This window comes from Amycolatopsis sp. NPDC031561 (assembly GCF_055580625.1).
In genome coordinates, this window is the sequence record NZ_JBVILA010000019.1 from 1 (window position 1) to 26,055 (window position 26,055).

A 26,055-nucleotide genomic window follows, 5' to 3' on the forward strand; every position below is an offset into this window, starting at 1 on the left:
TTGGGTTTTTTGGGGGGTTCGGAAGAGGGGGGCGGGGGGGGAAAGGGGCTCGACACCCCTCTCCCCCCCCCACGACCCCTTGGTGGAATTGCCCATTCGGTCGCAAATCGGACATCCGGTCAGTGCCAGGTGTCCACAGTGGACGCCTGGCACTGGTCGGCTCCCATCAGTCAGGGCAACCAAGCATGTGACCTGCGACAATCATCACCAGCGGTGATCAAGATCTGCCCAAGATCAACTTAAGCTACGTGGCATTGGGTTATAATAGAACCGTCCTTACCACTCACGAGAGTGAATCGAAGGACGTCGGTCAGCATTCCGGCGGCGGCGAATCGGTCGGCCACGCGTCGGGGCGCGAATAGTGACCTTGTTGCGTGCCAAGCGCGCGGACCTGTAAATAGCGTGTCAGGGTCAGAGCAGGTCCAGGGCGCGCAACACAAAGAACCCGGCAACGCCCAGGACCAGGACGCCGATCACCACGAGCGCGACGATTCCCGGGCCACGCGAGGGTATCGGCTGGGGGTGCGACAGGCCGGAGGTCTGCCCGGCGTCGGGCGGGACGTCTCCCGGTGGCACGGAGCCACCCGGTTCGAGGCCAGGGACGTCTTGGGGTTCAGGGCCAGGTGCGGTCATGTCTTCCCCTTGCCTGATCGAGCATGGTGGTGGCAATGGGGCCGGCCCCTCCTAAGAGCGACCGGCCACATCTGTGCAGACGGCCTGGGCCGGAAGGACCGGCCGCCGACCTCACCTTTGTCGTCGGGCAACGACCCTGTGGTGGTGAGGCTGTCCGGGGTTCAGGATTGCGGCGACCGGGGGACGTCACCGCGCCAAGCACCGGTCTCGGCACCGTCGCGGTTCTCGAGGAACGTCTTGAACCGGTCCAAATCACCCTGGACTCGACGATCGAGGATGCCGAGCTTGTCGGCGACGTTTTCCACGAAGCCCTCGGGGTCGATGTCCATCTGCGCCGTCACGCGGGTGTGGTGCTCGTCGAGCCGGTGCACCGTGACGACTCCGGCGTGGGTGGGCCCGGTGTCGGAAGTCCAGGCGACGCGTTCGTCCGGGTGCTGTTCGGTGATGGTGGCGTCGAACTCCCGGGTGACCCCGCCGATCTTCACCTTCCAGTGGGTGTGGGTCTCGTCGAGCTGGTCTATCCGCTCGACTCCTTCCATGAACCGGGGGAAGTCGGCGAACTGGGTCCATTGGTTGTAGACGTCGCTGACCGGGGCCTCGACGTCGACGGATTTGGTGATCGTGCTCATCCCTTGCCTCCCTCGTGCGGGTCTACTGCGCGTCCGTCGTCCGGATACCCCGCCTTCCCCTCTTGAAACGACCCACAAGACCCGCTCTGCCTAGCCTTGATCGGAACACTTGACGGACGACATCGGCCGTCCTCACCTGTTCGTGACGGCGCCAGGGCTTGTCTCCAGGGTTTCGCCAAAGACGCGTTCGCACTCTCGGGTACGTCGGACAGGAATCCATGGGGTCACGGCAGCTCGACGGGTATACCGATTTACATTCGTTCCCGAGGAAAGCAGGCTTCCGTGACACGACCAGGAGAACAACACTCAGCATCCGAAACCGGTTCGCTTGGACAGCCTGGGGCGACACAGGGGCGAGGAAAGCTTCGAGCCGGAGGGGCGACCGAGGTAACCGGTACTCGATCAGGGAAGAGTCGCGGCTGGATCTGGTTGGCGCTACTGGCCTTGGTCATCGTCGCGGCCCTCATCTTGGGCCTGACTCAATGCGGGAGCAACCAGACGGCAAGCAACGACCAGAACACCAACGGTGTCATGCCGCCGGCCAAATCGACACCGGCCGCTTCCGAAGGAGCCGGTCGGCTCACCGCCGACGGTCGCGATGTGTTCCCTCTCCCGCAAGGAGATCTCACCTCGTTCGTCGGCAAGCCCATTTCCGGCAACGCCGTACCGGTCCAGTCGGTGCCGGGTCCGGAAGGATTCTGGGCAGGGGACAACACCACCGACCGGGTGTGGGTGAAGCTGCTGCCCTCCGGTGATTCGCCCGTGGACGTCAAACCCGGCCAACTGCTCGATCTGGCAGGCACCGTCGTGGCGAACGGCGACGACTTCGCCGCCAAGGAACGTGTCGACGCGGCCAATGGCGCCGAACAACTCGATCAGCAGAAGGCACACGTCGAATTGCCCCATGACCAGCCACGAGTCGTCGGCACCCGGTGACGGTGCCCGGCCACCCGTACGGAAAGGATGCCGGATGGCGAACGGTGTCGTATGTGACCGTGTTGCCGAGGTATGGGCCACCGGCGATTACGAGCCGGCCGGGTCGGTGCGTGTTCTGATTGAATCGAGCCCTGAGTCACGGTCGCCGCTCTATTTGGCGCGGTGTCAACATGGCTGGCTGTGGGTCAAGGATCGGCGGCATTTGCTTTCGCTGCAGGTCACTCCTTTGTCCTGGCGATGGGCGCTCAGCGCCGACGACAGTGTGATCACCACCGTCCGTCGCCTGACCGAAGACGAAATGCGATTCTGGCTGGCCTGACGGACTCGCGATCATTCGAGAACTCTGCGTGTTCAAGCGAAAAACGTGCGGATGACGTAATCGTGCTGGACCTTGCCGAGGTCGCCTTTCTGAATTTCGCTGGTGTTCAAGTCCTGCATTCCGGCGTCGATCTGGCCGACGCGGATCGGGTCACGCTTCGGATCGCTTTGGGATCGCACGCCATCGTGCAACGCGCGTTGACAGCGACCGGTATGGCGGCGGTCCTGGATGTCTATCCGGACCGGCGCGCCGCGCTCGACGTGCCCGCGACCGGCGATTTCCTGCCGTTCGCATGGCCATTGTGAGCCTGACCTTCCGGTCAAGGAGGAAATGCTCACGGAATAGTCGTTGAAGTGCCGCGAGAATCAAACGCTGCCTTCAAGGCGAATACGCCCGAAAGTGCCTTCGACGGTACGAAAATCACGTTTCGGATTGCCGGTCCTCGGGTCTTGTCCGACACTGGGCGCATGGAAAGCACGGTGTCCGAAACCGAGGAAACGACGGAGTCCGACGTCCGATTCCCGATCGTCTTGCGTGGATACGACCGCCGCCAGGTCGACGAATATGTGCGGATGGCGGAGAAACGCGTGGATCGGCAGGAGAAAGCCCGGAGGACTGCTGAGCGCAGGCTCGCCAAAGCCCAGGTTCCAGCGCCTCGAACCGCCGGACCGGATCAGGCCAGCGGGTTGGGGAGGCGGATCGAGAAGATCCTCGCGGTGGCCAAAACCGAAGCCGGTGAGATCAAGGAACAGGCCCGTAAGGAAAGCGAGGCGCTGCTGGCGGCCGCCGAGAAATCGGCCGCAGACGCCGAGAGTGCCCGCGAGGAGATCGAACGCGGCGCGCATCACGAGGCACGGCTCATCGTCTCCCGTGCGGAAGAAGAAGCCGACGCCATCCGAACGGTCCATCGGGCGGTGCTGGCCGAACTCGGCCAAATCGCCCACTCCATCGATGAAGTGTGCAACCGTTTCGACGGCGAGGCCAAACCCGAAGGCCAGGCCGGGAAGGATCCCGCGACTTCGCCGACCGGCTCGGCCGACGGCGGTTGATTTCGGAATCTGTCGCGACAAGGCGGGCGAGCCGGTCCAGAACGATCTCGGTGGTCCGGCCTTCTCGAGCCTCGCTCGCCGGGATCACATGTGCGAGGTCATGGAACGGGGTAAGCGGTCGTCATAATCGATGTCAACGATGCGGAAGCAGCCGGACTCGATCATGCCCGCTCACGGTGAGGACGGACGGGACGGACTCCTGCTCGCCGCGGGTCCGCTGGAAACGGCCGAAGAACGGCGACCGGTGCCGTTCGCCGAGAAGGTGGAGTTGTTGTCGGGGCATCATCGTATCGTGGTCGAAGCGATGATGGTTCTTGATCAAGCGTTTCGAGGGAGGGGCGCGGGGTACGCGGAGATATGACCGACTACCGCCACACTGCCACGATCGAGATGCCCGCCGCCGAACTGTTCGCCTTCCTGCGCGAGCCGCGGAACCTGCCGCGCTACTTCCCGCAGATGACCCAGGCCGAACCGGAGGGCGGTGACGCCGTCCACGTCGAGGCCGATGTCCACGGTGAACACGTGGAAGGCGAGGCGTGGCTGAAGGTCGACGAGGACAACCACTCCTTGCGTTGGGGAGCCCAAGGGCCGCACGACTACCAGGGCGAATTGTCGATCGCCGACGACGGTCCGGCCGCCTCCCGCCTCACCGTGATCTTGCACAGCGTCCGCGACGCCGACGACGCGGAGGTCCAGCGCGGGCTGGAGGAGACCGTGGCCGCGCTGGCGCACACCGCGACCGCCGAGGCCGATGTCGACGCCGCCGAGCAGCAAGGCGGCTGGGCGGGGAACTGACGGCGGAGCCCGGACGGAGGTGGACGATGGCGAAGACCGGCTGAACGAGTACCGCGCGAAGCGTGACCACCCGGACCCCGGACGTTCGTCGTGCCGTACTCGTTGCGGGCGAAGCCACCCCGATCGAGTGGCGCGAAGCTCGGCAAAGCTTCCCCGGACGGCTGGAACCCGGCGAAGATCCGGCGGCGCCTGTCTCGAAAGGACGATCCTTGGCGGGAGATCAGTACGGATCCCGGATCGGCGGCGACCGCGCTCGCGAAATTCGGTTCGTGACGAAGAGGAGGTTTCATGGCCGGTCGTCCGGCCAGCGCGGTATCCGCCTTCACGGCTGTCGGCACAGCACTGGTCCTACTGGTGGGCCTGGTGGCGCTGATCCGTCATCGTGTTCCCGGCTATTTCGTTCTGGGCGGCTCGTGGTTCAGGGGAGGAGAAGAAATGACGAAACGTTTTCACAAGGGAGACAGGGTTCGCTGGAACAGCCACGGTGGGGAAGCCGTGGGCGAGGTGCTCAAGGAGATCACCTCGGACACCGAAGCAGCCGGTCGCACCGTCCGAGCGTCTCGTGACGAGCCTCAGTATCTTGTGCGCAGCGACAAGAGCGGCGGCGAGGCTGCGCACAAGCCCGAGGCACTGGAGAAGCTCTAGTCTCACTCTTGCAGGGAGCTGCGGGTTCGGTGAGGGCGCGAGGTAGCCGGGTTTGGCTGGAACACCCGGCGAAAGAGCCAGGGCTAGGCCCGACTTCCCGCCTGCTCCGCCGGGTTCACGCGGCGGGCGGACGCCATGGCGATGCCGAGCGAGGCCAGGCCGTGGAGCACGTTGTCGGCCCAGCCGAAGTTCACCGCGTCACCGGCCAAAGTCGTTGCTGCAGAAAGCACTCCGAAGGCCGCCAAGCCGAGAACGCCGGCGAAATTCCTGATGATGTCGAGCGTCCCCGTGGCGCTGAAGATCGTTTCCGCCGTCCGTTCATTCACGGGAAACACCTCCGGTTGTCACATCAGTCGCCGGTGATCTCGTCCGCCAGATCGTTGTCGAGCGCGACCCGGACGAGGTTTGCCGCGAGCGGAGCCAGATCCTTCGCGTCGGTGAGCCGGGCCAGGGCGTCCGCGTCCGCCGGAAGGCCGAGTCGTTTCGCGCCGTCGAGAGCCTTCTTGTCGAGGTAAGGCCGAAGTTCCGGCCACACGAGCTGTGCCTCACGACAGAAGATGTCCGCGCCGACCGGTCCGACTCTGGAGAACTTCCGAAGCCGTTTGGTGATCTCGGCCCGATCGCGGTCCGCTTCATCACGGAGCTTTCGGAGGTCACCGGAGTACTGGTCCAGCAAGGCCTCCGCGCTTTCGGCGAGCGCTGTCGCGGTCTGCTCGTCGTAGCGTTTGTAGTGAGCCCTGCCCAGTGCGTCCACGCGGTCTTGCCAGCGGGTGTCCGCCATGACGCGGGGTGTGGTCATTTTCGCCTTGGACAGCTCTTTCGCGGCGTCGACCGCGATGTCGGACTTGATCCGGGTCGACAGCAGCGTGGAAAGCACGAGCAGCCGAGTAGTCGCACGGGGTACCCGCCAAGGGATTCGGTTACACGACTTGGGTGAAATCGGACAAAGTGGGTAATTGGCGGATATGGCTGATGGTCGAGTGGCGGTGTTCGCGCCGTCTCCGCAGTTGACGGTGACGGTGGAAGAGATCGAGGGAGTGCCCGACGTTCATGTGCACGCCGGCGGGCAGGGGGTGTGGCAATCGCGCATGATCGACGCTCTGGGTGCACGGGCGATGTTGTGCTGCGCGCTCGGCGGTGAGACCGGGCGGGTGCTGCGGCATTTGCTCGGAGTCGACGTCGAGGTCAGGGAGGTCGCCGCGCGCAACGGCGCCTACGTGCACGATCGGCGGGACGGTCACCGCGACGAGGTGGTGCGGATGCCCGCCGACGTGTTGTCGCGGCATGAACTGGACGATCTCTACGAGCTGACCCTGGTGCAGGGGCTACGTGCGGAGGTCGCCATCCTCAGCGGCCCGGACGAGGACGACATGCCGGTGCCTCATTCGATGTACGAACGGCTCGCCCGCGATCTCGGCACCCAGGGCACTGAGGTGGTCGTGGATCTGTCGGGGGAGCGGCTGGCCCGGGCGATCGAGGGCGGGCCTGCGGTGATCAAGGTCAGCCACGAGGAGATGGTCACCGACGGTCTCGCCGATTCGGACTCGTTGCCCGATCTCGCGGCGGGATGTCGTGAGCTGGCTTCGTGCGGTGCGCGCGCGGTCGTCGTGTCCCGCGCGGCCGAGGAAACGCTCGCCCTCATCGAGGGAAAGCTGGTCCTGGTGGAGTCGCCCGACCTGACGCCGGTGGACACTCGCGGCGGCGGCGACTCGATGACCGCCGGACTCGCGACCGGTCTGGCACAGGGCAAGTCGCTGGAGGAGTCGCTCATACTGGGGGCCGCCGCGGGAGCGGTGAACGTGACGAGGCACGGTCTCGGCTCGGGGAGCGACGAGGCGGTGCGGGAACTCGCCGGACGAGTGCGTTTGAAGCCGTGGGAGGCATCCTGATGCGTGCGCTGATCACCAATGACGACGGCATCGACGCGCCGGGGCTGGCCGCGCTCGCGCGCGGCGCCGTGGAACACGGCTGGACCGTGGTCATCGCCGCGCCTGCCGAGGAAGCCAGTGGCACGAGCGCGGGATTGTCCGGCGCCGGTGAGGAAGGCCGCGTCACGGTCGAGCGGCGGGAGTTGCCCGACGTCCCCGGCGTGCAGGCCTACGCCGTCGCCGCGCATCCCGGCCTGATCGCGTTGGCGGCCGCTCAGGGAGCATTCGGTGAACCGCCGGACATCGTGCTGTCCGGGGTGAACCGCGGAGCGAACGTGGGCCGCGCGATCCTGCACTCCGGCACCGTCGGCGCGGCACTCACCGCGGCGATCAACGGCGCGCGGAGCCTCGCGGTCTCCCTTGACGTAGGTCTGGATCCTGCCCCGCGGTCGCACTGGGACACCGCGGTCGCCGTCGCCGCGACGCTGTTCGATCAGCTCGCGGACCTGCCGGAAGGGACGGTCCTGAATCTCAACGTCCCCGACCGCGCCGAGGCGGGCCCGCCGAAGCGCGCGGTGCTGGCCGAGTTCGGCTCCGTGCGCAGCCATGTCCAGAACGACGAGGACAGCACATTCACTCTCACCACCGTGACCGTGGAGGGCGAATTACCGCCGGGAAGCGACGCTCGTCTGCTGGCTGAGGGGCACCCGACCGTGACCGCGCTGCGTTCGGTCACCGAAGACCCCGACCTGGACCTGTGACCGCGCGACGCGCCGCGGCTTCGGCTGTCCGGCCGTGCGTGATTCCTGCGAACGTCGTATCGTTGACGGCAACCCGCTGGGTTCAACCAACCGTGCCCACAGGCCAGCGGTGATCATCCCGGACTGCAGCCGGGAGTCCCGCGCTTCAAGCGCCGCAGGCCAACCCGCTGGGGGAGAACTTCAGCTACGCCAAGGAGTTCGCCAAGCTCGACGTCGAGGCCCTCAAACGTGACATCACCGGGGTGCTCACCACGTCGCAGGACTGGTGGCCCGCGGACTTCGGTCACTACGGCGGGCAGCGATTCGCCCCGCTCAACAGCTGGCCCGACAACGCCAACCTCGACAAGGCGCGCCGTCTTCTGTGGCCGGTCAAGGAAAAGTACGGCCAGCAGGTCTCGTGGGCCGACTCGCTCGTGCTCGCGGGCAATGTCGCCTTGGAGTCGATGGGCTTCAAGACGTTCGGCTTCGGTTTCGGCCGTGAGGATCACCTGGGAACCCGAGGAGATCTTCTGGGGTCCGGAAGACACCTGGCTGGGTGACGAGCTACGCCAGTGATTCCGAGATGGTGCCCGACGTCGGCGCGACCGAAATGGGCCTCATCTACGTCAATCCCGAGGGCTCGCGCGGCAACGCGGATCCGGCCGCGGCGGCCCACTTCATCCGGGAAACCTTCGCCCGGATGGCGATGAACGACGAGGAGACCGTCGCGCTCATCGCCGGCGGCCACACCTTCGGCAAGACCCACGGTGCCGGCATCGCCGACGACCACGTGGGCCCGGAGCCGGAAGCCGCCCCGATCGAGGCACAGGGCCTCGGCTGGCTGAGCAGCCACGGCAGCGGCAAGGGCGGTGACGCGATCACCAGCGGCCTCGAGGTGACGTGGACCGATGTGCCGACGCAGTGGAGCAACCGCTTCTTCGAGATCCTCTTCGGCTACGAGTGGGAGCTCACCGAGAGCCCTGGCGGCGCCAAGCAGTATGTCGCCAAGGACGCCGAGGCGATCATCCCGGACGCTCACGACCCGGCCGAGAAGCACAAGCCGACCATGCTCACGACGGACCTGGCGCTGCGCGTCGACCCGACGTACGAGAAGATTTCGCGCCGTTTCCTGGAGAACCCGGACGAGTTCGCACTGGCGTTCGCCAAGGCCTGGTACAAGCTGCTGCACCGCGACATGGGCCCGGTCAGCCGCTTCCTGGGGCCGTGGGTGCCCGAGCCGCAGCTGTGGCAGGACCCGGTGCCGGACAGCGAACACGAGCTCGTGGGTGAGGCCGACATCGCCGCGCTCAAGGCGAAGGTGCTCGAATCCGGACTTTCGGTCGCCCAGCTGGTCGGCACCGCGTGGGCGTCCGCGGCGAGTTTCCGGTCCACCGACAAGCGCGGTGGCGCGAACGGCGCGCGGATCCGCCTGGAACCCCAGCGCGACTGGGAGGTCAACGAGCCGAAGCGGCTCGCGGGTGTCCTGGAGACCCTGGAAGGCATCCAGCGCGAGTTCAACCACGCCGGCGGCGCGAAGATCTCGCTGGCCGACCTCATCGTGCTGGCCGGTTCGGCCGCCGTCGAGAAGGCGGCGCGCGACGCGGGCACCGAGCCGGACTTCGTCGTTCTCGCCGATCCGGACGGCAACCGCTTCTGCGTCGTCGATCTCAGCAACGCGCCCTCGGGCGGCCGACCGTCGGGCGTGGCAGCGATGTGGCCGGTTCCTGGGCACGGAACCGGCCACATCTGTGCAAACGGCCCGGGTCGGGAGAACCGGCCGCCGACCTCACCCTGTCGTCGGGCAACGACCCTGCTTTGGGTGAGGTGGTCCTAAGGGGTCAGGACTGCCCGGGACGAGGTACGTCGCCGCGCCAGGCGCCCGTCTCGGCGCCGTCGCGGTTCTCGAGGAAGGTCTTGAATCGGTCGAGGTCGGCCTGGACGCGGCGGTCGAGGATGCCGAGCTTGTCGGCGACGTTTTCGACGAAGCCCTCGGGGTCGATGTCCATCTGGACGGTGACCCGGGTGTTGTGCTGGTCGATGCGGTGCACGGTGACGACACCTGCGTGGTTCGGGCCCCCGTCGGACTTCCACGCGACCCGTTCGTCCGGGTGCTGCTCGGTGATGGTGGCGTCGAACTCCTTCGAGACGCCGGCGACGGTGATGGTCCAGTGCGTGTGCGTGTTGTCGCGCTGCTCGACTCGCTCCACGCCTTCCATGAACCGCGGGAACTCGGCGAACTGAGTCCACTGGTTGTAGACGTCGCTGACCGGAGCCTCGACGTCGACGGACTTGGTGATCGTGCTCATCAAGGGCCTCCTGGGCGGGTCACTTTGCTGTCCGCCCGCTGGATACCCGGCGGCTCGCGATCGAAACGAACCATGATCGTCTTGTGGGGTTTGCTGTCGGCAGGGATGGGAAACCGTAGGCGTTCACAGACCGCACGCGGAAAAGAAGGAGCACCATGAAGGCAGTCACCTGGCACGGCAAGCGCGACGTGCGCGTCGACACGGTGCCGGACCCGAAGATCGAGGTTCCCACCGACGCGGTCGTGCGGATCACCTCCACTGGTATTTGCGGTTCCGACCTGCACCTGTACGAGGTGCTCGGTGCTTTCATGACCGAGGGGGACATCTTGGGCCACGAGCCGATGGGTGTGGTCGAAGAAGTCGGGTCCGAGGTGAGCGGGCTCAAACCGGGTGACCGGGTGGTCATACCGTTCAATATCTCCTGCGGCCATTGCTACATGTGCACTCGTGGCCTGCAATCGCAGTGCGAGACCACCCAGGTGACCGATCAGGGCAAGGGCGCGGCTTTGCTGGGCTACACCAAGCTCTACGGGCAGGTGCCCGGTGGGCAGGCCGAATACCTGCGGGTCCCGCAGGCGCAGTACGGGCCGATCAAGGTTCCGGACGGTCCGCCGGACGAGCGGTTCGTCTATCTGTCCGATGTCGTCCCGACGGCTTGGCAGGCCGTCGATTACGCGAACATCCCGGACGACGGCACTGTCGTGGTGTTCGGCCTGGGCCCGATCGGGCAGATGGCTTGCCGGATCGCCCGCCACCACGGTGCGGCCGAGGTCATCGGTGTCGACCTGGTACCCGAGCGGCTGGCGCGTGCCCGGGAACATGGTGTCACCGCGCTCGACACCCGGGACCACAAGGACATCGGCGACGCCATTAGGCAGCTCACCGGCGGCCGCGGGGCCGACTCGGTGATCGACGCGGTGGGCATGGAGGCGCACGGTGCGCCGGTCGGCAGGCTGGCGCAGAACCTGGTCGGGTTGTTGCCGCAGCAGCTGGGCGCCAAGATCACGGAGAAGGCGGGCATCGACCGGCTCAGTGTGCTGTACGCCGCGATCGACAGCGTCCGCCGCGGCGGCACGATCTCGCTGTCCGGAGTGTACGGCGGGATGGTCGACCCGATCCCGATGATGGATTTGTTCGACAAGCAGATCCAGCTGCGGATGGGGCAGGCCAACGTCCGTCGATGGATCGACGACATCATGCCGGTCCTCACCGCCGACGACGACCCGCTCGGCGTCGAAGGGTTCGCCACCCACAAGCTTCCGCTCGCCGACGCACCCCGGGCGTACGAGATCTTCCAGAAGAAGCTCGACGGTGCCCAGAAGATCCTGCTCCAGCCCGCGGCTTGACCCATCCGATTCCCGCCGGACCAAGGAGAACACCATGTCGACCGATGCCATCGTCCTGCTGAAAGATGACCACAAAACCGTCGAAAGACTCTTCAAGGAGTTCGAAAAAGCGGGTCCGAACGCGAACGTCACCAAACGGAAGATCGTTGACTCGATCATCGAGGAACTCACGGTGCACGCCTACATCGAGGAGGAGATCTTCTACCCGGCCGCCCGGGAGGCGGCGCCGGATACCAAGGATCACGTGCTCGAAAGCGTGGAAGAGCACCACGTGGTGGTGTGGATGCTGAGCGAGCTGAAGGAAATGGATCCCGAAGACGAGCGGTTCGACGCGAAGGTCACCGTACTCATCGAGAATGTGCGGCACCACGTCGAGGAGGAAGAAGAGGAGTGGTTCCCCGACGTACGTGAGGCGATGGGACGCAAGAGGCTCCAGGAGCTCGGGCAGCGGATGCTCGACGCGAAGCCGACCGCGCCTCGCGATCCACTTCAGGTGCAAAGCTCGACCGCCTAGAAACGCGACAGCACAAGGAAAGCGCCCTGGCGTTGCCCCCAGCCTCCGGACCGACGGACCACCTCACACGCCGTCGTGTCTGGCGGCCAGGGTTGCCGCCTCGGCGGGCTCGAGCTGCAGCCGGCGGAAACACGCCGACGATCCACGGGTCCTCACAAACGACGGTCTGCTCGTCCGAACGGAATCCTGCCGGCCTCCGCTCGGGTCATGGAATACACCGCTCGGCGTCCATTGAGGGTTTCCATTCGTTCCCTGATTCGAGCACTGCCGACCAGGTCGAGGACGACGATCAGTCCGCCAGAGAACTGAGCCAGTTTCCCCAGCCGGCCCCAGGATTGCAGTGACGTCGATAGCGCGAAGCCCGCCGTCCCGATGGATACCGGGTCGGCGGGCTCGGTCGTGCTGGATGGTGTCAGTGCTCGGTCGCCGTGGTGATGAGATCCGCGATGGCTTCGGGTGCGCCGAGCATGGCCACGTGACCGGTGGGAACCTCGACGACGGTCGCGTTCATCCGCTCGGCCATGAACCGTTGTCCGGCAACGGGAATCATCTGATCCTCGGTGGCGATCGCGTAGTAGCCGGGGTGTCGTTTCCAGGCCGGCACGCCGGCCGGTTCGAGCATCGCGGCCAGCGCGAGCGGACGCTGAGCCGCGGCCATGACGGCGGCGTTCGCCGCTGTGGTGTCGGGGGCGAAGACCTCGTGGAAACGGGCGGGGTCGATGCTCAGCTCGACCTGCGGCGGGCCTTCGGGGTCGGACTGATCGGCTCCCGGCAGCGGCCGTGCGGTGGTGATTTGCTGGGCCGCGCCACCGAAACGCTGGTCGAGCTCGCCTGCGGACTCGTCCTGGTCCGGGGCGAAGGCGGCCACGTAGACCAGCGCGGTGACGTTCTTGGCCTCGGTGGCCGCCTGGGTGATCACCGCGCCGCCGTAGGAATGGCCGACCAGCACGACCGGGCCGGGGGTGGCGGCGAGCATGGTGCGCACGTAGTCCGCGTCGTGGTGGAGGCCGCGCAAGGGGTTGGCGACGGTGGTGACCCGGTGGCCACGGTCGAGCAGGATCCGGGCGACGCCGTCCCAGCTTCCGGTTGCGTCGGCGAACGCGCCGTGGACCAGAACGATGGTGGGTTTGCTCATGGCGGTGGTACCTCTTTCGCTGATGGATATCGGTTCGGGGTGGTTCTCGGGTCAGGGGTGGACCTGGCGCGCGGCGGCTTCGACGACCTCGGCGGTCGCACCCGGCTGGGAGACGGTGACGGCGTGGCTCGCCCAGCGCTCGATGATTCGGGCGTGCATACGCTCGGCCATCCGGCGCTGGCCAGCCGGCGGGATGATGCGGTCTTCGCGGGTGAGCAGGTACCAGCTGGGCAGCGACTTCCACGCCGGCGGGCCGGCGGGCTGCAGCAGCGCGGCCAGGGCCAGTGGGCGCTGCCCGTCGGCCATGTTCGCGGCCTGGTGCTCCGGCACGTCCTGTGCGAAGTAGTGGCGGAACTTGGCCGGGTCGATGGTCAGCTCGACCGGCGGGATCCCTCCCGGCGAGCTGGGCAGTCCGGTGGGCAGCGGGTACGGCCTGGCGGTGGTGATCTGTCCGGTCGGCCCGCCGAAGCGCTGATCCAGTGCCTGGACGGTTTCACCGGCGTCGGGGGCGAACGCGGCGACGTAGACCAGCGCTGCGGCCTTGGTGGAGTCGGCCGCCGCGCCGGAGATGACCGCGCCGCCGTAGGAGTGGCCGACGACGACCGTCTTGCGGGGCATGGATTCCAGCACGCCGTGGACGTAGGCGACGTCGTCGGTGAGGCCGCGCAGGCCGACCGCGGCCATGGTCACCTCGTAGCCGTCTTGGCGCAGCCGGGTCGACACCCCGTTCCAGCTGGAGGCGTCGGCGAAGGCGCCGTGCACCAACAGGATCGCGGGTTTGACCGCCTTGGATGCCGCGCCCGCCCCGCCCGTGGCGGAATCGGCGCCGGCGCTGGTGGTTCCGCTCAGCGCCACCGTTACGGCGGTGGCCAGGAGACCGGCCTTCAGCAGAAGTCTGCGGTGGGTCGTGCTCATCGTGTCCTCTTCCTCGTTCAGTGGTGGTGACGTTCGTGGCGCGCGGCGCGAGCCCGGTGGCGTTCGGCGCGCTCGTCGCGGGGAGACCGGTAGCCGGCGAGGTCGGTGATTTCCAGCCGGCCCCAGGTGACCTGGCCGGTGATCCGCAGCCGAGGCGTACCGGGCTGTGGGTGGCGGCCGAGGGTGGTCCGGATGCCCGAACCACTCGCGGAAACCTCGGAGGTGAGCACCGTCCATTCGTCCGGCACCACCAGGGTGATCCGGCCGGCCTGACAGTTGACGTGCACTTCGACCTCGTCGTGCGGGCAGGTCGCGGTGGTGAAGTCGAGGGTGATCGACCCCATCGTGGAGGTGGCGTTGATGACGGGCGGGACCTGCCACGGGCCGGTCTTGGTGATCGCGCCCCAGGTGCTGTCGAGATTGAGCGGTGTGGTCATGGCTGGTGCTGCCTTTCGGGTGTCGGGACGGAGACGGGACGGGTGCGTTCCTGGACGCTGGTCCGGTGGCGACCGGTGCGGTCGTAGAAGGCGGTGATGGCGAGGCCGACCGCGAGACTGGCCGCCAGCCAGGCCGCGACCACCAGGACGCTGCCGGTCAGGCCGGCGGTGACGGGGAAGATCAGGTCGCGGGCGGCGTCGGTGGTGTGGCGCATCGGCAGCACCTCACCCAGCCAGCGGAAGAGGGTCGGCTGCAACTCGGGTGGAAAGGCGCCACCGGAGGACGGCACTCCGAGCACCACCAGGATCACCGTGGCCAGCAAGGCGCCCGGCGAACCGAACACGGCGAGCAGCACCAGCGGCAGCACACCGGCGGTGGCGACCGCGAGGATCGAGAACAGCCACAGGCCGACGGGATGCTCGGCCGGCATACCGAGGGCGAGTACGGCGACGGCCTCGATCACGGTGGCGGCCACGATCGAACAGCCGACCATGAGTGCCGCCTTGGCCAGCAGCGTCTGCACCCGGTTGATGGGGAACGGCGGGTGGGTGGCCCGTTTGTGCAGAAACTCCCTCGGCGCGAATCCCAGCACGCCGTCGACGGCGGAGTGCAGTACCTGGGCCAGCAGGAATCCGGTCAGGATCAGGACCAGGGTGTAGTAGAAGGCCGCCATCCCGCCCGCGCTGTGCGGAGGAACCGGTCCGACCGGGGCCAGGGTGACCTTGACGGGGTCCGCGAGCAGCAGTCGCGCGGCCCCGGAAACCCCCGCGTCGCCGGGGATCCGGGTGATCAGTTGCCCGCCGAGGGTCTGTGACATCGCCGCGAGGACGGCTTGCGCGGTGCCGGTCGCGGTACCACTGGCCGCCGGACCGGCGATCGGATTGGTCAGCACGGTCACCCGCACCGGGGACGGCGCGGCGCGGGGATCGCTCAACGCGGTGATCCGGGCGGAGAAGTCGGCTGGGACGAGGACTGCCGCGTAAGCCGATCCCTCGGTGAGCAGTCGGCGGGCCGCGTCCTCGTTCTCGGCGGGGATCCAGTGCGCGGCACCTGCGGCCTGCCCGGTGCGGACCTGCTCGGTGAGCGTGGCGCCCAGGTCGTGGCCACCGGCACCGAGATCCGCGTTCACCCAGGCGATGGGCACGCGTTGACCGGGGGTGCCGGTATCCAGCGTTCCACCGAGGTAGCCCACCGTCAGCACGAGGGCCAGCACGGCGCCGAGCAGGGTGAACACCCAGATCTTGGGGCTGCGCAGAAGTGAGATTGCGCGCATGTCGGTCTTCCTTCGTCGTGAGGGGCGGGCTGTCGTGGCCCGAACTCTCACGGAGACCGATAAAGAACGAATTCATCACCTTCGGCGACGAAGCAGCTACGAAAGGTGAAATCGGCGTGTGCCGTTCGCCGTTGTTTATCGAGCGTTTATCCGGTCGGCCGATCTCCGACCGTATGCTCCGCTCGTCATGGTCAACTTCCTGGTGCTGGGCCCGCTGGAGGCCCGCTTCCCCCACGGCTCGGGCGAGTCCGGCCCGGCCCACCTCGGCGGCGCCCGCCACCGCGAGATCCTCGCCCGCCTGCTGGTCGCGCGGGGTCAGGTGGTCGCCATCGACCGGCTGATCACCGACATCTGGGGTGACGATCCTCCCCGACAGGCGGTCGCGACCGTCCGCACCATCGTGTTCCATCTCAGACAGGTACTCGAACCGGACCGGCAGCGACGTACACCGGCCCGGGTGCTGGTCACCGTGGCACCCGGCTACGCGGTGCGCGCCGAGGCCAACGCCGCCGACTCGTGGCAATTCGAGGCTTTCACCGACGAGGCCAAGGACTTGCTCGCCCGCGACCGGGCAGTTGAGGCGCTGCCTCGTTTCCAGCAGGGCCTACGACTGTGGCGGGGCGGCCCCTACTCCGAGTTCGCCGACGCCGAGTGGGCACGCGTGGAGATCACCCGTCTCACCGAACTGCGTGTCACCGCGCAGGAAGGCCTCGCCAACGCCCTGCTCGGCCTCGACCGGGCCGCCGAGGCCCTGCCGGCTCTGCGGGTCCTGGTCGACGAACACCCGCTGCGCGAAGAAGGCCATCGTTTGCTCGCGCTGGCCCTTTACCGCGCGGGCCGCCAAGGCGAAGCGCTGGCCGCGCTACGCGAGGCGCGAGACACCCTGCGGGAGGAACTCGGCGTCGACCCCGGTCTGCCACTGCGCACGCTGGAAGCCGAAGTCCGCACCCAAGCACCCGTTCTCACGTCGTCCTCACCTGTGAGCGCGCCGATCGCGGCACGGGATATCACCACCGGCGAACCGCTCATCGGGCGAATGTCCGAAGTGGACATCTTGACCCGGCTGGCATCGGCCGCCAAGGCAGGCGCCGGGCAGGTGGCACTGCTGGAAGGACCCGCGGGCATCGGCAAGACCGCACTGGCCCGGCACCTGCTCGCCCGGCTGCGCGCCGAAGACTGGTCGACGGCGACCGCCCGGTGCCCCGAGGTCGCCGGTGCGCCCGGCGGCTGGCCGTGGCTGGAAATCGTCGACCTGCTCACCGTCGATCGCGAGCCCGCCCTGGAACTGGTGGAGTTGTTCACCGCGGCCTCCCACCCTGCCGGGACGACGAGCGTGGACACCGCGACCGCGAACAGGTTCCGGTTCTGCCGCCTGCTCGCCACCTATCTGGCGGCGGTGGCAGACGACCGGCCACTGCTGATCGTGCTCGAGGACCTGCATCTCGCGGACGCTGACACCCTCACGCCACTGGTCGAGGTCGCCCGCCTGCTCACCGACCACCCGGTGCTGCTGCTCGGCACCTTCCGCCCCGCCCCGCACCACCCGCTGCTGGCCGGCAGCCTCGCCGACCTGGCCGGGCACCTCCCCGAACGGATCCAGCTCGACGGGCTGGACGCACGAGCCATCGGCTCCCTGATGCGAGCCGCCGGTACCCACCAGGTGGACGATGTGCTCGCCGGTCAAATCGCCCGCCGCACCTCGGGTAATCCTTTCCTGGCGCGCGAACTGGCCAGGCACGTCGCCGCACACGGGCCGGAAGCGGCCCTGCGCAGCATCCCCGCCGGGATACGTGACGTACTCGTTCAGCGACTCGCCGGGCTACCGGAAGACGTGCGCGTCCTGCTGCGCAAAGCCGCGGTGCTCGGTGACGAGTTCGACCTCGACCTCCTGGCGGCGATGGACGACGACCACGGACCGGAGCCGGACTACGACGCGGTCCTCGAACGCGCTGAAACCGGGCTGGCGACAGGAATCCTCGACGACGGAACCACCGAAGGCACCCTGCGGTTCACCCATGCCCTGATGCACGAAGCCGTCTACGCCGAGATCTCCACGCCACGTCGGACACTGTGGCATCGCAAGGCCGCGGCCACCCTCGAACGGCTCCAGCCGCACAACGTCCAAGCGCTCGCCAGACACCACCTGCAAGCACCGAGCGCGCGGACGGCGGCGTCCGCGATCCGCTATACCCGCATGGCCGCGGACCAGGCGACAGCCCGATTCGCCTACCACGAAGCGGTACGGCTGCGCACCGCCGCGCTGACCGTCGCCGACCGCTTCGGCGGCACACCCCGCGACCGGCTGACCATCGTCGGCGAATTGCTCCAGGCGCACGCTTTCCTCAGTGACAAGCCCGCCATGCGTGCCCTGCGCGCCGAGTCGCTCGCGCCGCTGGCCGAGCTTGCCGACCCCGCCTTGACCGCACAGGTCGTCATTTCCCTGGACCCTGGCAACCCGGTGCTCGCTGAACGACGGGTGGCCCCCGAACAAGCCGGTCACCTGCAGCGCGTGGTGGACCTGCTGGCAGAGAACCTGAACCGGCTGACCGACGAGGACAGCGAGCTTCGCGCCCTGTTGCTGACCAAGCTCGCCATCGAGCTCTACGGCCACCCCGACGACCGCGAACGCGACCGGGGCCGCGCGGCCGCCGCGCAAGCCGAGGCGATCGCCCAGCGGATCGACCTCTCCGTCAGTACCAGGGCGGAAGTGCTGATCGCCGCTCATACCCAGGCTTACGCCACTCCGGGCGGTCTGGCCCGGCGAACCCGGCTGGCGGCCGAACTGGTCGCACTGGCCCAAGAACACGAACTCGTGGTGTCCGAACGCCTGGGCCTGCTGTGGCAGCTCTACGCCGCCGAGCAACGCGGCGACCTGGCCGAAGCAGAGCGCGCTCTGTCCAAATTAGACAGACAACTTCGCCGATTCCCTCATCCCGCGAGCGCCGCCAGAGTGCAGTGGCACCGTGCCATGCTGCTCGACCTGGCCAACGCTCCCGACGAGGACGTGACGAAGGCTTATCAGGCCGGTGCACAGGCTCTGGAAGCCGCCGGGGTCCAGCGAGCCGACCTCCTGCTCATGACGGTGCGCTGGTGCCGGGCCTACCGCACCGGCCGCGCAGCAGAACTCCTGCCCGACTACGCGGACCGGTATCCGGCCTGGCCCGCCTCACCCCAACTCTTCGCGCTCACCCTCGCCTTGGCAGGCGACCTCGACCGTGCACGCGAAATACTTCCGGCGGCCCTTCCCCCGTTTCCGGACGCCACCTACGAACTCGACATCGCGCTCGTCGGCTTGACCGCGATCCGCACCGACGACAAGCACATCGCCGAGATGGCCTACCAAGCGCTGCTGCCGTCAGCCGACGAGATCCTCGGACCAGGAGCCTGCGTATTCGTCCCAGCCCGGCAGGTACTCGCCGAACTCACCGATTATCTCGACGCGAGCCGAGCTATCAAGTAGAACCTGATACGGCCCGACAGGACGCGACACTCGGCTATGGCTTAGCGTCCGCGGCGCCGAGTCGGCGGAAGGCATCACTTCCCGCCCGGAGCGACCTCAGGGCTGTCGGTGAGCGGAAAGCCGCTTTCGCCCGGCCCGAGCGGGATCCGGCGGTGCCGCTCCATCTTGTGCCGACGCCCCACCCGCGGGCGGCTGCCACACGTGGCTCGCGGAGCAGCGCCGAACGTCGCCCTGACAGGGCCGGCTTCAGCGTGTGTAGCCCACCGTTCCCAAGGCGATGGGGGCCGGATTCTTCGTGACCCAGACGACGGCGAGTTCACTCAAGCGATCGAGGTGGTCTTCCTCGCCGCGGCCTGACCTGATCTGCTTGACGATCTCCTTGGCCTCATGGAGTTCTTCGTCGCCAAGGGGCTCGCCCCGGGTCAGGAAACCCGGGAACGCATCGGCCATCGCACGGTAAGCGCGGTCCCAGTTCGCCCCGCCGTTCCGGAACATCTCGTCGGCGATCCGGCCGGTGACACGGATGGCCTCACACTGCACTGTCGCGCCCGCGCCGCTCGAGGGCACGAGAAGCTCCCAGAGCGCTTTGTGGCGCTCCTGCCAGGATCCGTCGGGTACGACGATCGGCGCCGACCCGTCGTGCGTCGACCGCCGGGCGACCGCCTCGACCCCGAAGATCCGGTACAGCTCCCCGAGCGCGGCGTCGGTCTCTTCGAGGAAGTCGGGGTTGAAGTTCTCCCGGTGGAACTCGAAACCACGGCCGATCCGTTCGACGTGCTTGCTCATCTCGGCCGTGATGCTCGCTCCGTGTTCGAGGAGCAGCTTCATGATCTCGACGCACTCGGGGAGGTCGGCGTTTCGCGTACCGATCAGGCCGCGCGTCATCAACGCGGTGCCGCGCCTGTCGAGAACCTCGGTCGAGGCCCCGTGCTCGATCAGCACTCGCGTCGCCTCGACCCGCAGCCTTTCCACCGCGGCCTGGAGCGGCGTTCGCCCGGTTTTGTCGGCCGCCTCGATGTCCGCGCCGAGCGAGAGCAACAAGGGGATCTGCGCGACCGGTTTCGGAGTGGCGCGTGAAGCTCGCGCATGAAGCGGGGTCCTGCCGTAGCTGTCCGGGGAGTCGACGGCGAGCCCCTGCCCGATCAACCAGACGACGAGCTCGTCCGGGCACTCCGGGAAACCGATGGCGGTGCCTTTGGCATAGCCTCCCCGCGCGTCGATCTCGCATTTGTCGAAGACGGCTTTGAGTTCCTCCACCGAGGCCGAGGTCAGCATCTCCTCGAAGTCTTCGGGAAGGGTCTTCCGCTTTCGCGCCATCGTGCTCGTCCTTTCAGCCGGACTTCGGACGCAGCTGTTCGCGCGTCTCCCGGAAGTTCTCCGGTTTCACGGCCCAGCGATCCTCGTCGGCGCCCTCGAACATCAACCAAGGCTTCGACCCACGACCCGATGAGACCGACGGTGACGTCATCGGACATGGTTCTTCCTCGGACTCGGTTCCTGGGCGACCGCGAAGATCCTACGATCCGACGCTGCCTTCGGGGTGATCGAGGCCCCGGTCAGGACCAGCGCCCGAGTTCGGTGACGACGTCGCGCGGGGCAAACCCGCACCGGACCCGTACCTCCTCGCGGCGCGCCGCCTCGGCGAGGCCCCGCAACGGTGCCTCGCGGTCGAGGATTCCGGCTCCGGCATTCGCTCGGCACATGCCGCCGGTATGACCGTGCTCGCCATCCCCAACGCCACCACGGCGCTCGACATGGACGTCCACAGCTCTTTTTGGGCGAGCAGCTCGTCGCGCAGCTGCTGAGCAGCGCCGAGGCCGGTGGGCCGAAGCTGACCGGTGAGGGCGGGGTGCTGCAGCATCGGACCAAGCGGCTGCTGGAGTCCGCGCTCGAGGGCGAGATCACCGATCCTCGGCTATGGACAACAGCTTCGAGCCCAAGATCGTCGCGAAGCGGCAGAAGCGTGGCCGGACCTGCCCACCGATGTGCCGGCAGTGCTGCGCACGATGTCGCCTGACTTCACCGGCCGGGCGATCCTGGAGCACGCGTTGGCCGAAGCGTTCGACGGCGCCCGTGCGACCGGACGACGACGGAATCGTCCGCGCCCGCCGGCCCAGCTGAACCACTGCGGACGAACAGGAGACGCGACAACGAAGACCTAGCACTGCTAGACAATCTAGCGACGCTAGTGCTAGCGTCACCTCTCGACCTAGCAACGCTAGATTTCTGGAGAGAACAGACATGCTCACGACACTCGAGATCGTCACCACCGTGATCGTCGGCCTGATGGTGGGCGTGGAGTTTTCCGTCGCGTTCGTCATCAACCCGATCCTCAACGCCCTCCCCGACGACAGCTTGGTGCGCGGCCGTGCCCACGGGGGCCGGATGCTCGGAGCCGTCATGCCGGTCTGGTACATCGGTTCGCTCATCCTCGTCGCGGTCTGGGCGATCGCCGGATGGCAGCACCCCGGCGCCGGACTCGTCGTCACCGCCGGCGCGCTGCTGCTCGTCAGCGTGGTCATGTCGCTCCTGCTGCTCGTCCCGATCAACAACCGGGGCAAGACGTGGACCGCCGAGAACCGGCCCGCCGACTGGAAACAGCAGATGAACCGCTGGGATCGCTTCCACTACATCCGCGTCGCCGTCATCATCGCCGCCTTCGCCCTGCTGGTCGCCGCTCTTGCCTGAGCTCAGATCGACCGGCGATGTCCTTATGCCGGCTTGGCCTGCGGTACCTGCTCGAACAGAGATGGCATGACCAGGGCGGTGAAATCGTCGGTCACCGAATTCGGTGCGGCGAGCGCGGCGAAGGCCGTCAAACCCGGTTTCGCTGTGGTCGCGGCGATTACCAGGTGCCCTTCGTACGCCCGCTACGACGATCGGGCGTCCGGCTGCGATCGCGGGAGTTCGCGAGGGTGTGTGGATGGTCATCGTTCCTCCTTCCGGGTTTTCGACGGCGGTGAAATCCGCAGGAGGGCGATCAGGTGGTCGCATGAAGGCCATGGCCGATGCCCGCAGCGTTGGCAAGTCCGCCGGGAAGTCGTGCCATGCGGCGACATCACGGTGTCCTCGGACCGCTGGAAGTGGATCGAGACCGACATACTTCCGGCATACCAACGGCTCACGCCGGCTCGTCGTCGGCAGCTCGTCAATGCCCCGCTGACCGACCTCGCCGCTCAACGCTGGCCACCCGGCTGAGAAGCGATTCGTATCTGAGTGCCACATCGCCGCTCTTGTCAGACAGGATGAAGGGTTCGTCCTGGTCTAGGGGGCTGCGTGAGCGGCATTTCGCACGGCGTCGACTTCCGGGTGCTCGGTCCGTTCGAGGTCGCGGTCGGCGGCACGGTGCTCGACCTCGGCGGTCCGCGACTGCGGGCCCTGCTCGTCCTGCTCGGGATCGCGGGTGGCCGCGCGGTGAGTGTCGCCGCGCTGGTCGGGCAACTGTGGGGCCCGCATGCCCCGCACGACGCCGATCGGACCGTGCGCACCTACGTTTCCCGGCTGCGCAAGTATCTCCGGCCCGCGGAGGAGGCACTCGGCGGCGATCTGATCGTGACCCGTGCGCCCGGGTACCTTCTGCGGCTGGATCCCGAAGTGATCGACTCGGTGCGGTTCGAGGGTTTGGCGGCTGCGGGGCGCCAAGCGCTCGACGCCGGGCAGGCTGTCGTCGCGGCTGAACGGCTTGTCGCGGCACTGAATCTGTGGCGTGGCCTCGCCTACGGCGAATTCTCCGACATCGCCTCTCTCGACGCAGAGTCGATTCGATTGGCACAACTGCGCCAGAACGCTGTGGAAGACCGGATCGCCGCGAACCTGGCCGCCGGGGGCGGGAGGGAACTGGTCGCGGAACTGGAGGCGTTGACCTCCGCTCATCCCGGGTACGAGCGGTTGTGGGGACAGCTGATGCTGGCCCTGTACCGGGCGGGCAGGCAGGCCGACGCCCTACGGACGTTCCAGCGGGCGCGGCTACTCCTGCTCGAGGAGTCCGGAGTCGAACCTTCGGCCGCACTGACCGTGATTCAACGGCGAATCCTCGCTCAGGACAAGGAATTGCTGGCTCCGGAAACCGGTGAGACCGGTCCGGTCGCCGCCGGTGAAGACGCTCTTCTCGGAAAAGGCGATCTGCGGACCAGCAGGCAGCATTTCGAAGCCGCCTACAACCTGGCGGAGCAGGCGGGCGACGGAGAGAGCTTGGCGCGCGCGATGCTGGGGCTGTCCGGCCTGTGGGTGCACGAACATCGCACGGCCACCGGCACCCACCAGATGCAGACCCGGTTGAGAAACGCGCTTTCCGCGGTCAGTACGGAATCCCCGCTGGCACTACGGCTGCGGGTGCGGCTCGCGGGAGAGGTCGACTACCGCGCGTCTCGCCACACGGAAATCCTTGCCGTGCTGGAGGAAACCCGGCTTGCGGACGATCCGGTGGCACACGCGGAGGCGCTGAGCGTCGCCCACCACTGTCTGCTCGGCCCGGACCACGGACAGCTGAGACAGACGCTGGCCTGGGAGCTGATCGGTGAAAGCACCCGCACGGGTCGTCGCGGCGACCGCCTGATGGGCCTGGTGTGGCACACCGTCGACCTGTTCCTCGCCGGCCATCCGCACGCCGAACGGCGGCTGGGTGAACTGAGGCAAGCCCTCGCCGAGGACGATTTCCTCGCGGCTCATTTCGTGGCGAACGCCCTCGAGGTGATGCTGACGATCCGGGCAGGCCGGTTCGACGAGGCGGAGAAACAAGCACAGGCCTGTGCCGAACTCGGGGAGACCGTGGGCGACGCCGACGCCATGGGCTGGTACGGCGCGCATCTGGTCGCGATCCGGTGGTATCAGGGCAGGCTGGAGGAGGTGCTGCCACTGCTCGACCAGATCGTACATTCGTCGACGCTGTCCACCGTCGACAATTCGTACTTCGCGGCACGGGCCGCGGCCGCCGCGGTGGCAGGTGACCGGCGGAAAGCGGCGAGCTCACTCGCCAGACTGGTCGGCTCCGACCTGGCGGAACTACCCCGATCGAGCACCTGGATGGTCTCGATGAACGGCGTCGCGGAAGCCGCCTACCGACTGGGTGACGTCGATACGGCGGCGCGGGCGTATGAACTACTCACACCGTTCGCCGACCTACCGGTGATGGCCAGCCTCGCCGTCGCATGCTTCGGCTCGGCCCACTACCCACTCGGCGTGGCCGCGATGGCCATGGGCGCCCCGGAACGGGCCGTGCGGCACCTGCACACCGCGATCCAGCACAACCTCGCCTTGGCGCACTGGCCGGCCGTCGCCGTGTGCGAAGAGCGCTATGCGGAGGCAACGGCTCTGCTGCGCTAAAGGGGCTCGCAGGTACATCATCGATGGTCGATCAGTGGCAACGCGGAGAAGGTGTGGTCGTGCCAGATCAGCCGGGAGGCTTCTTCTGGATAGGTGGCGACGGCCGGTCGGGTGTCGAAGAGCTGCGTGAGCCGTTGTCCGGTGTCGTAGGCGGGCCAGCCGGGGTCGCCGTGGGTGGCGAACGCTGTCCAGGCTGTGCGCATTCGGGCGGACAGTGCTTCTGCCTCGGCTGAGGGGGTTTCGCCGATCAGCATGGCGGGCTGGCCGCGGGTGAGGTTGCCGAAGACGAGTGGCACGTCGAGGCCGTGGCAGGCGCCGAACACGCCGCCCATGCCGGGCGCGGGCCAGTTCAGTTCATAGAAGTGGGCGTGGCCGCCTGCCGTGGTGTGGGCTTGGGCGAGGTGGAGCGTCGGTATCCGGAACAGCCAGTCGGAGTTGACCAGTTCGTACAGTTCGTCTGCGCCGGCGGCAGGAAAGCCGTCGCGGTACCGTCGTGCGCCGTCCGGGCCGGGCGCGAAGACTTCCAGCGCGGTCGCCGCCTGCTCGGGCGTCACCTGGCCGAGCGTGCCGTCGAGTGCGGTGAACAGCCGCTGCTCGTCGCGGGTGTGGCCGGAGAGGAGTTCGATGTCCCGGCCCGCTCCGTCGGTCAAGGCCTGCCATGGGGTGACGGGCAGGATTTCCCCGTCGACGACAGGCGCGAACGGGATCGTCCTGTGCGCGGCCTTGCCCCAGGCAAGCGCCCATTGTCCGATCTTGGCGGTGACCGCGTCGCCGGCTGTGGTCAGCAGGGCCGGGTCCACTGTGGACAGGTCGGCTACGGTGGGACGCAGCCCGAGTTCGGCGGCACAGGCGGCGGCGATGTCGGCGGCGAGTGCCGTCGTGAAGAACGTGCCCGGCACGCTCTGCGCGATGGCCCGGTGGAAGAGCCCGGCCGCGGAAGGCATCGCCAGCAGTGCGGCGACCGAGCCGCCGCCCGCGGACTGGCCGAAGACCGTGACCCGGTCGGGGTCGCCGCCGAAGGCCCGGATGTTGTCGCGCACCCACTCCAACGCGGCGACCTGGTCGAGCAGGCCCCGATTGGCGGGCGCCCCTTCGATCTGGGCGAAACCCTCGATCCCCACACGGTAGTTGAAGGTCACCACGACGACGCCACCGTCTCGAGCGAGCCGCCCGCCGTCGTATTCGGAGAGGCCGGATGTGCCGATCGCGTAGGCGCCGCCCTGGATCCACACCATCACCGGCAGTCCCGCGCCCGGGCGGTGTTCGGGCGTCCAGACGTTGAGCGTCAGCCAGTCTTCGCCCGGTGTGTCCCGCGAGAGCGCGTCCATGCCGAACGCGCCGGCCTGCGGGGGCGGCGGTCCGTACGACACGGCCTCTCGCACCCCGTCCCAGTGTCGTACCGGCCGCGGTGCGGCGAACCGCAGGGCGCCGACCGGAGGCTCGGCGAACGGGATACCACGGAAGACCGCAGTGTCCGGCTCCCAGCCGCCACGTAGTTTTCCCGCTGACAAGTGGACTTCCGGTCTGGACGCGGCAACGGCCATCAGACTTCCTTCCTCGGCGCAGTGCCGTGAATCATCCTCGCCGTGGCAAGGCCCCAACCAGTCATCGAGGCCCAGATACGTCGACTCGTCCGATCGGCCAGGTCCGATGCTCAGGCGAAGGACTGTCGACCAGTTGTCGACGGCTTGTCGACAGTCCCTGCCACGGTGAACGCCGGTCAGCCTGGAAC

The 26,055-nt window shown here is 67.7% G+C and carries 28 protein-coding genes and 3 pseudogenes; 18 read left to right on the forward strand and 13 right to left on the reverse strand.

Translation table 11 applies throughout. The annotated features are described in order from the left end of the window. Nucleotides 1-411 precede the first annotated feature (411 nt). Both ACZ5IK_RS30300 and ACZ5IK_RS30305 read right to left on the reverse strand, forming a co-directional pair. A complete protein-coding gene (locus ACZ5IK_RS30300; protein ID WP_410663502.1) occupies nt 412-633 on the reverse strand; it encodes a DUF6480 family protein in 222 nt (73 codons plus the stop codon). Nucleotides 634-794: 161 nt separating this feature from the next. Continuing rightward, on the reverse strand, nt 795-1,262 hold the full coding sequence (locus ACZ5IK_RS30305) for an SRPBCC family protein (protein WP_465490817.1): 468 nt from the start codon (nt 1,260-1,262) through the stop codon (nt 795-797). A gap of 444 nt (nt 1,263-1,706) precedes the next feature. Between ACZ5IK_RS30305 and ACZ5IK_RS30310 the strand changes: the two genes are divergently transcribed. The 4 genes from ACZ5IK_RS30310 to ACZ5IK_RS30325 all read left to right on the forward strand — a co-directional run bounded on the left by ACZ5IK_RS30310 (nt 1,707) and on the right by ACZ5IK_RS30325 (nt 3,566). Next, on the forward strand, nt 1,707-2,198 hold the full coding sequence (locus ACZ5IK_RS30310; RefSeq protein ID WP_465490818.1) for a hypothetical protein: 492 nt from the start codon (nt 1,707-1,709) through the stop codon (nt 2,196-2,198). 34 nt (nt 2,199-2,232) lie between these two features. Next, nucleotides 2,233-2,517 carry a hypothetical protein gene (locus tag ACZ5IK_RS30315; protein WP_465490819.1) on the forward strand — a complete coding sequence of 95 codons (285 nt, stop codon included), beginning with the start codon at nt 2,233-2,235 and terminating at the stop codon, nt 2,515-2,517. A 62-nt stretch (nt 2,518-2,579) separates the two neighbouring features. Further along, entirely contained in the window at nt 2,580-2,822 is a 243-nt protein-coding gene (locus ACZ5IK_RS30320) for an STAS domain-containing protein (RefSeq protein ID WP_465490820.1), read from the forward strand. 48 nt (nt 2,823-2,870) lie between these two features. Then, nucleotides 2,871-3,566 (forward strand): DivIVA domain-containing protein, encoded by a 696-nt coding sequence (locus tag ACZ5IK_RS30325; protein ID WP_465490821.1) that lies wholly within the window; start codon nt 2,871-2,873, stop codon nt 3,564-3,566. A gap of 133 nt (nt 3,567-3,699) precedes the next feature. On the opposite strand, the gene ACZ5IK_RS30330 is transcribed toward ACZ5IK_RS30325, so the two are convergent. Beyond that, entirely contained in the window at nt 3,700-3,849 is a 150-nt protein-coding gene (locus ACZ5IK_RS30330) for a hypothetical protein (protein ID WP_465490822.1), read from the reverse strand. A 74-nt stretch (nt 3,850-3,923) separates the two neighbouring features. On the opposite strand from ACZ5IK_RS30330, the gene ACZ5IK_RS30335 reads away from it, so the two are divergent. The 3 genes from ACZ5IK_RS30335 to ACZ5IK_RS30345 all read left to right on the forward strand — a co-directional run bounded on the left by ACZ5IK_RS30335 (nt 3,924) and on the right by ACZ5IK_RS30345 (nt 5,006). Continuing rightward, entirely contained in the window at nt 3,924-4,361 is a 438-nt protein-coding gene (locus ACZ5IK_RS30335) for an SRPBCC family protein (RefSeq protein ID WP_465490823.1), read from the forward strand. A 90-nt stretch (nt 4,362-4,451) separates the two neighbouring features. After that, the gene (locus ACZ5IK_RS30340; protein ID WP_465490824.1) at nt 4,452-4,634 is read left to right on the forward strand and encodes a hypothetical protein; all 183 of its coding nucleotides are present in this window, start codon (nt 4,452-4,454) and stop codon (nt 4,632-4,634) included. A 162-nt stretch (nt 4,635-4,796) separates the two neighbouring features. Beyond that, entirely contained in the window at nt 4,797-5,006 is a 210-nt protein-coding gene (locus ACZ5IK_RS30345) for a hypervirulence associated TUDOR domain-containing protein (protein WP_465491011.1), read from the forward strand. Nucleotides 5,007-5,089: 83 nt separating this feature from the next. Here ACZ5IK_RS30345 and ACZ5IK_RS30350 read toward each other — a convergent pair whose 3' ends face one another. Together ACZ5IK_RS30350 and ACZ5IK_RS30355 are read right to left on the reverse strand one after the other, a co-directional pair. Continuing rightward, nucleotides 5,090-5,332 (reverse strand): hypothetical protein, encoded by a 243-nt coding sequence (locus ACZ5IK_RS30350; RefSeq protein WP_465490825.1) that lies wholly within the window; start codon nt 5,330-5,332, stop codon nt 5,090-5,092. Between the two features lie 23 nt (nt 5,333-5,355). Continuing rightward, on the reverse strand, nt 5,356-5,883 hold the full coding sequence (locus ACZ5IK_RS30355) for an endonuclease (protein ID WP_465490826.1): 528 nt from the start codon (nt 5,881-5,883) through the stop codon (nt 5,356-5,358). Between the two features lie 88 nt (nt 5,884-5,971). On the opposite strand from ACZ5IK_RS30355, the gene ACZ5IK_RS30360 reads away from it, so the two are divergent. From ACZ5IK_RS30360 to ACZ5IK_RS30370, 3 genes and pseudogenes are all read left to right on the forward strand, one after another. Continuing rightward, nucleotides 5,972-6,895 carry a 1-phosphofructokinase family hexose kinase gene (locus ACZ5IK_RS30360; protein WP_465490827.1) on the forward strand — a complete coding sequence of 308 codons (924 nt, stop codon included), beginning with the start codon at nt 5,972-5,974 and terminating at the stop codon, nt 6,893-6,895. Beyond that, nucleotides 6,895-7,635 carry a 5'/3'-nucleotidase SurE gene (gene surE / locus ACZ5IK_RS30365; RefSeq protein WP_465490828.1) on the forward strand — a complete coding sequence of 247 codons (741 nt, stop codon included), beginning with the start codon at nt 6,895-6,897 and terminating at the stop codon, nt 7,633-7,635. The genes ACZ5IK_RS30360 and surE overlap by 1 nt, the downstream gene beginning before the upstream one ends. Before the next feature lie 155 nt (nt 7,636-7,790). Continuing rightward, nucleotides 7,791-9,332: pseudogene (locus ACZ5IK_RS30370) on the forward strand (peroxidase family protein); the annotation flags it as partial. 120 nt (nt 9,333-9,452) lie between these two features. Here the strand turns inward: ACZ5IK_RS30370 and ACZ5IK_RS30375 are convergent. After that, nucleotides 9,453-9,920: an SRPBCC family protein gene (locus ACZ5IK_RS30375; protein WP_465490829.1), complete on the reverse strand. Its 468-nt coding sequence runs from the start codon at nt 9,918-9,920 to the stop codon at nt 9,453-9,455. 155 nt (nt 9,921-10,075) lie between these two features. Between ACZ5IK_RS30375 and ACZ5IK_RS30380 the strand changes: the two genes are divergently transcribed. Continuing rightward, entirely contained in the window at nt 10,076-11,266 is a 1,191-nt protein-coding gene (locus ACZ5IK_RS30380; RefSeq protein WP_465490830.1) for a zinc-dependent alcohol dehydrogenase, read from the forward strand. A 34-nt stretch (nt 11,267-11,300) separates the two neighbouring features. Further along, nucleotides 11,301-11,780, forward strand: a complete 480-nt coding sequence (locus ACZ5IK_RS30385; RefSeq protein ID WP_465490831.1) for a hemerythrin domain-containing protein — start codon at nt 11,301-11,303, stop codon at nt 11,778-11,780. Nucleotides 11,781-12,192: 412 nt separating this feature from the next. Here the strand turns inward: ACZ5IK_RS30385 and ACZ5IK_RS30390 are convergent, their stop codons facing one another. Genes ACZ5IK_RS30390 through ACZ5IK_RS30405 form a run of 4 tightly spaced genes read right to left on the reverse strand, consistent with a single transcriptional unit; the run spans nt 12,193 to nt 15,541 of the window. Next, nucleotides 12,193-12,915, reverse strand: a complete 723-nt coding sequence (locus tag ACZ5IK_RS30390) for an alpha/beta fold hydrolase (protein WP_465490832.1) — start codon at nt 12,913-12,915, stop codon at nt 12,193-12,195. 51 nt (nt 12,916-12,966) lie between these two features. Continuing rightward, a complete protein-coding gene (locus tag ACZ5IK_RS30395; protein ID WP_465490833.1) occupies nt 12,967-13,830 on the reverse strand; it encodes an alpha/beta hydrolase in 864 nt (287 codons plus the stop codon). A gap of 17 nt (nt 13,831-13,847) precedes the next feature. Beyond that, entirely contained in the window at nt 13,848-14,267 is a 420-nt protein-coding gene (locus ACZ5IK_RS30400) for a LiaF domain-containing protein (RefSeq protein ID WP_465490834.1), read from the reverse strand. After that, a complete protein-coding gene (locus ACZ5IK_RS30405) occupies nt 14,264-15,541 on the reverse strand; it encodes a YhgE/Pip domain-containing protein (RefSeq protein WP_465490835.1) in 1,278 nt (425 codons plus the stop codon). The genes ACZ5IK_RS30400 and ACZ5IK_RS30405 overlap by 4 nt, the downstream gene beginning before the upstream one ends. Before the next feature lie 187 nt (nt 15,542-15,728). Here ACZ5IK_RS30405 and ACZ5IK_RS30410 point away from each other — a divergent pair, with 187 nt between their 5' ends. After that, the gene (locus tag ACZ5IK_RS30410; protein ID WP_465490836.1) at nt 15,729-19,001 is read left to right on the forward strand and encodes a BTAD domain-containing putative transcriptional regulator; all 3,273 of its coding nucleotides are present in this window, start codon (nt 15,729-15,731) and stop codon (nt 18,999-19,001) included. Between the two features lie 246 nt (nt 19,002-19,247). On the opposite strand, the gene ACZ5IK_RS30415 is transcribed toward ACZ5IK_RS30410, so the two are convergent. Beyond that, nucleotides 19,248-20,318, reverse strand: a complete 1,071-nt coding sequence (locus ACZ5IK_RS30415) for an ankyrin repeat domain-containing protein (protein WP_465490837.1) — start codon at nt 20,316-20,318, stop codon at nt 19,248-19,250. Nucleotides 20,319-20,557: 239 nt separating this feature from the next. Continuing rightward, the gene (locus tag ACZ5IK_RS30420; protein ID WP_465490838.1) at nt 20,558-20,704 is read right to left on the reverse strand and encodes a hypothetical protein; all 147 of its coding nucleotides are present in this window, start codon (nt 20,702-20,704) and stop codon (nt 20,558-20,560) included. Here ACZ5IK_RS30420 and ACZ5IK_RS30425 point away from each other — a divergent pair. The 5 genes and pseudogenes from ACZ5IK_RS30425 to ACZ5IK_RS30445 form a co-directional block, all read left to right on the forward strand. Further along, a pseudogene (locus ACZ5IK_RS30425) lies at nt 20,636-20,806 on the forward strand (HAD-IA family hydrolase); the annotation flags it as partial. The gene ACZ5IK_RS30420 and the pseudogene ACZ5IK_RS30425 overlap by 69 nt on opposite strands. Then, a pseudogene (locus ACZ5IK_RS30430) lies at nt 20,776-20,966 on the forward strand (IS256 family transposase); the annotation flags it as partial. The pseudogenes ACZ5IK_RS30425 and ACZ5IK_RS30430, both read left to right, overlap by 31 nt. A 276-nt stretch (nt 20,967-21,242) precedes the next feature. Next, nucleotides 21,243-21,689, forward strand: coding sequence for an anthrone oxygenase family protein (locus tag ACZ5IK_RS30435; RefSeq protein ID WP_465490839.1), 447 nt, complete (start codon nt 21,243-21,245; stop codon nt 21,687-21,689). 66 nt (nt 21,690-21,755) lie between these two features. Further along, a complete protein-coding gene (locus ACZ5IK_RS30440; RefSeq protein ID WP_465490840.1) occupies nt 21,756-22,199 on the forward strand; it encodes a hypothetical protein in 444 nt (147 codons plus the stop codon). Nucleotides 22,200-22,277: 78 nt separating this feature from the next. Then, on the forward strand, nt 22,278-24,323 hold the full coding sequence (locus ACZ5IK_RS30445; protein ID WP_465490841.1) for an AfsR/SARP family transcriptional regulator: 2,046 nt from the start codon (nt 22,278-22,280) through the stop codon (nt 24,321-24,323). A gap of 17 nt (nt 24,324-24,340) precedes the next feature. Here ACZ5IK_RS30445 and ACZ5IK_RS30450 read toward each other — a convergent pair whose 3' ends face one another. After that, a complete protein-coding gene (locus ACZ5IK_RS30450) occupies nt 24,341-25,867 on the reverse strand; it encodes a carboxylesterase/lipase family protein (protein ID WP_465490842.1) in 1,527 nt (508 codons plus the stop codon). Nucleotides 25,868-26,055: the final 188 nt, after the last annotated feature.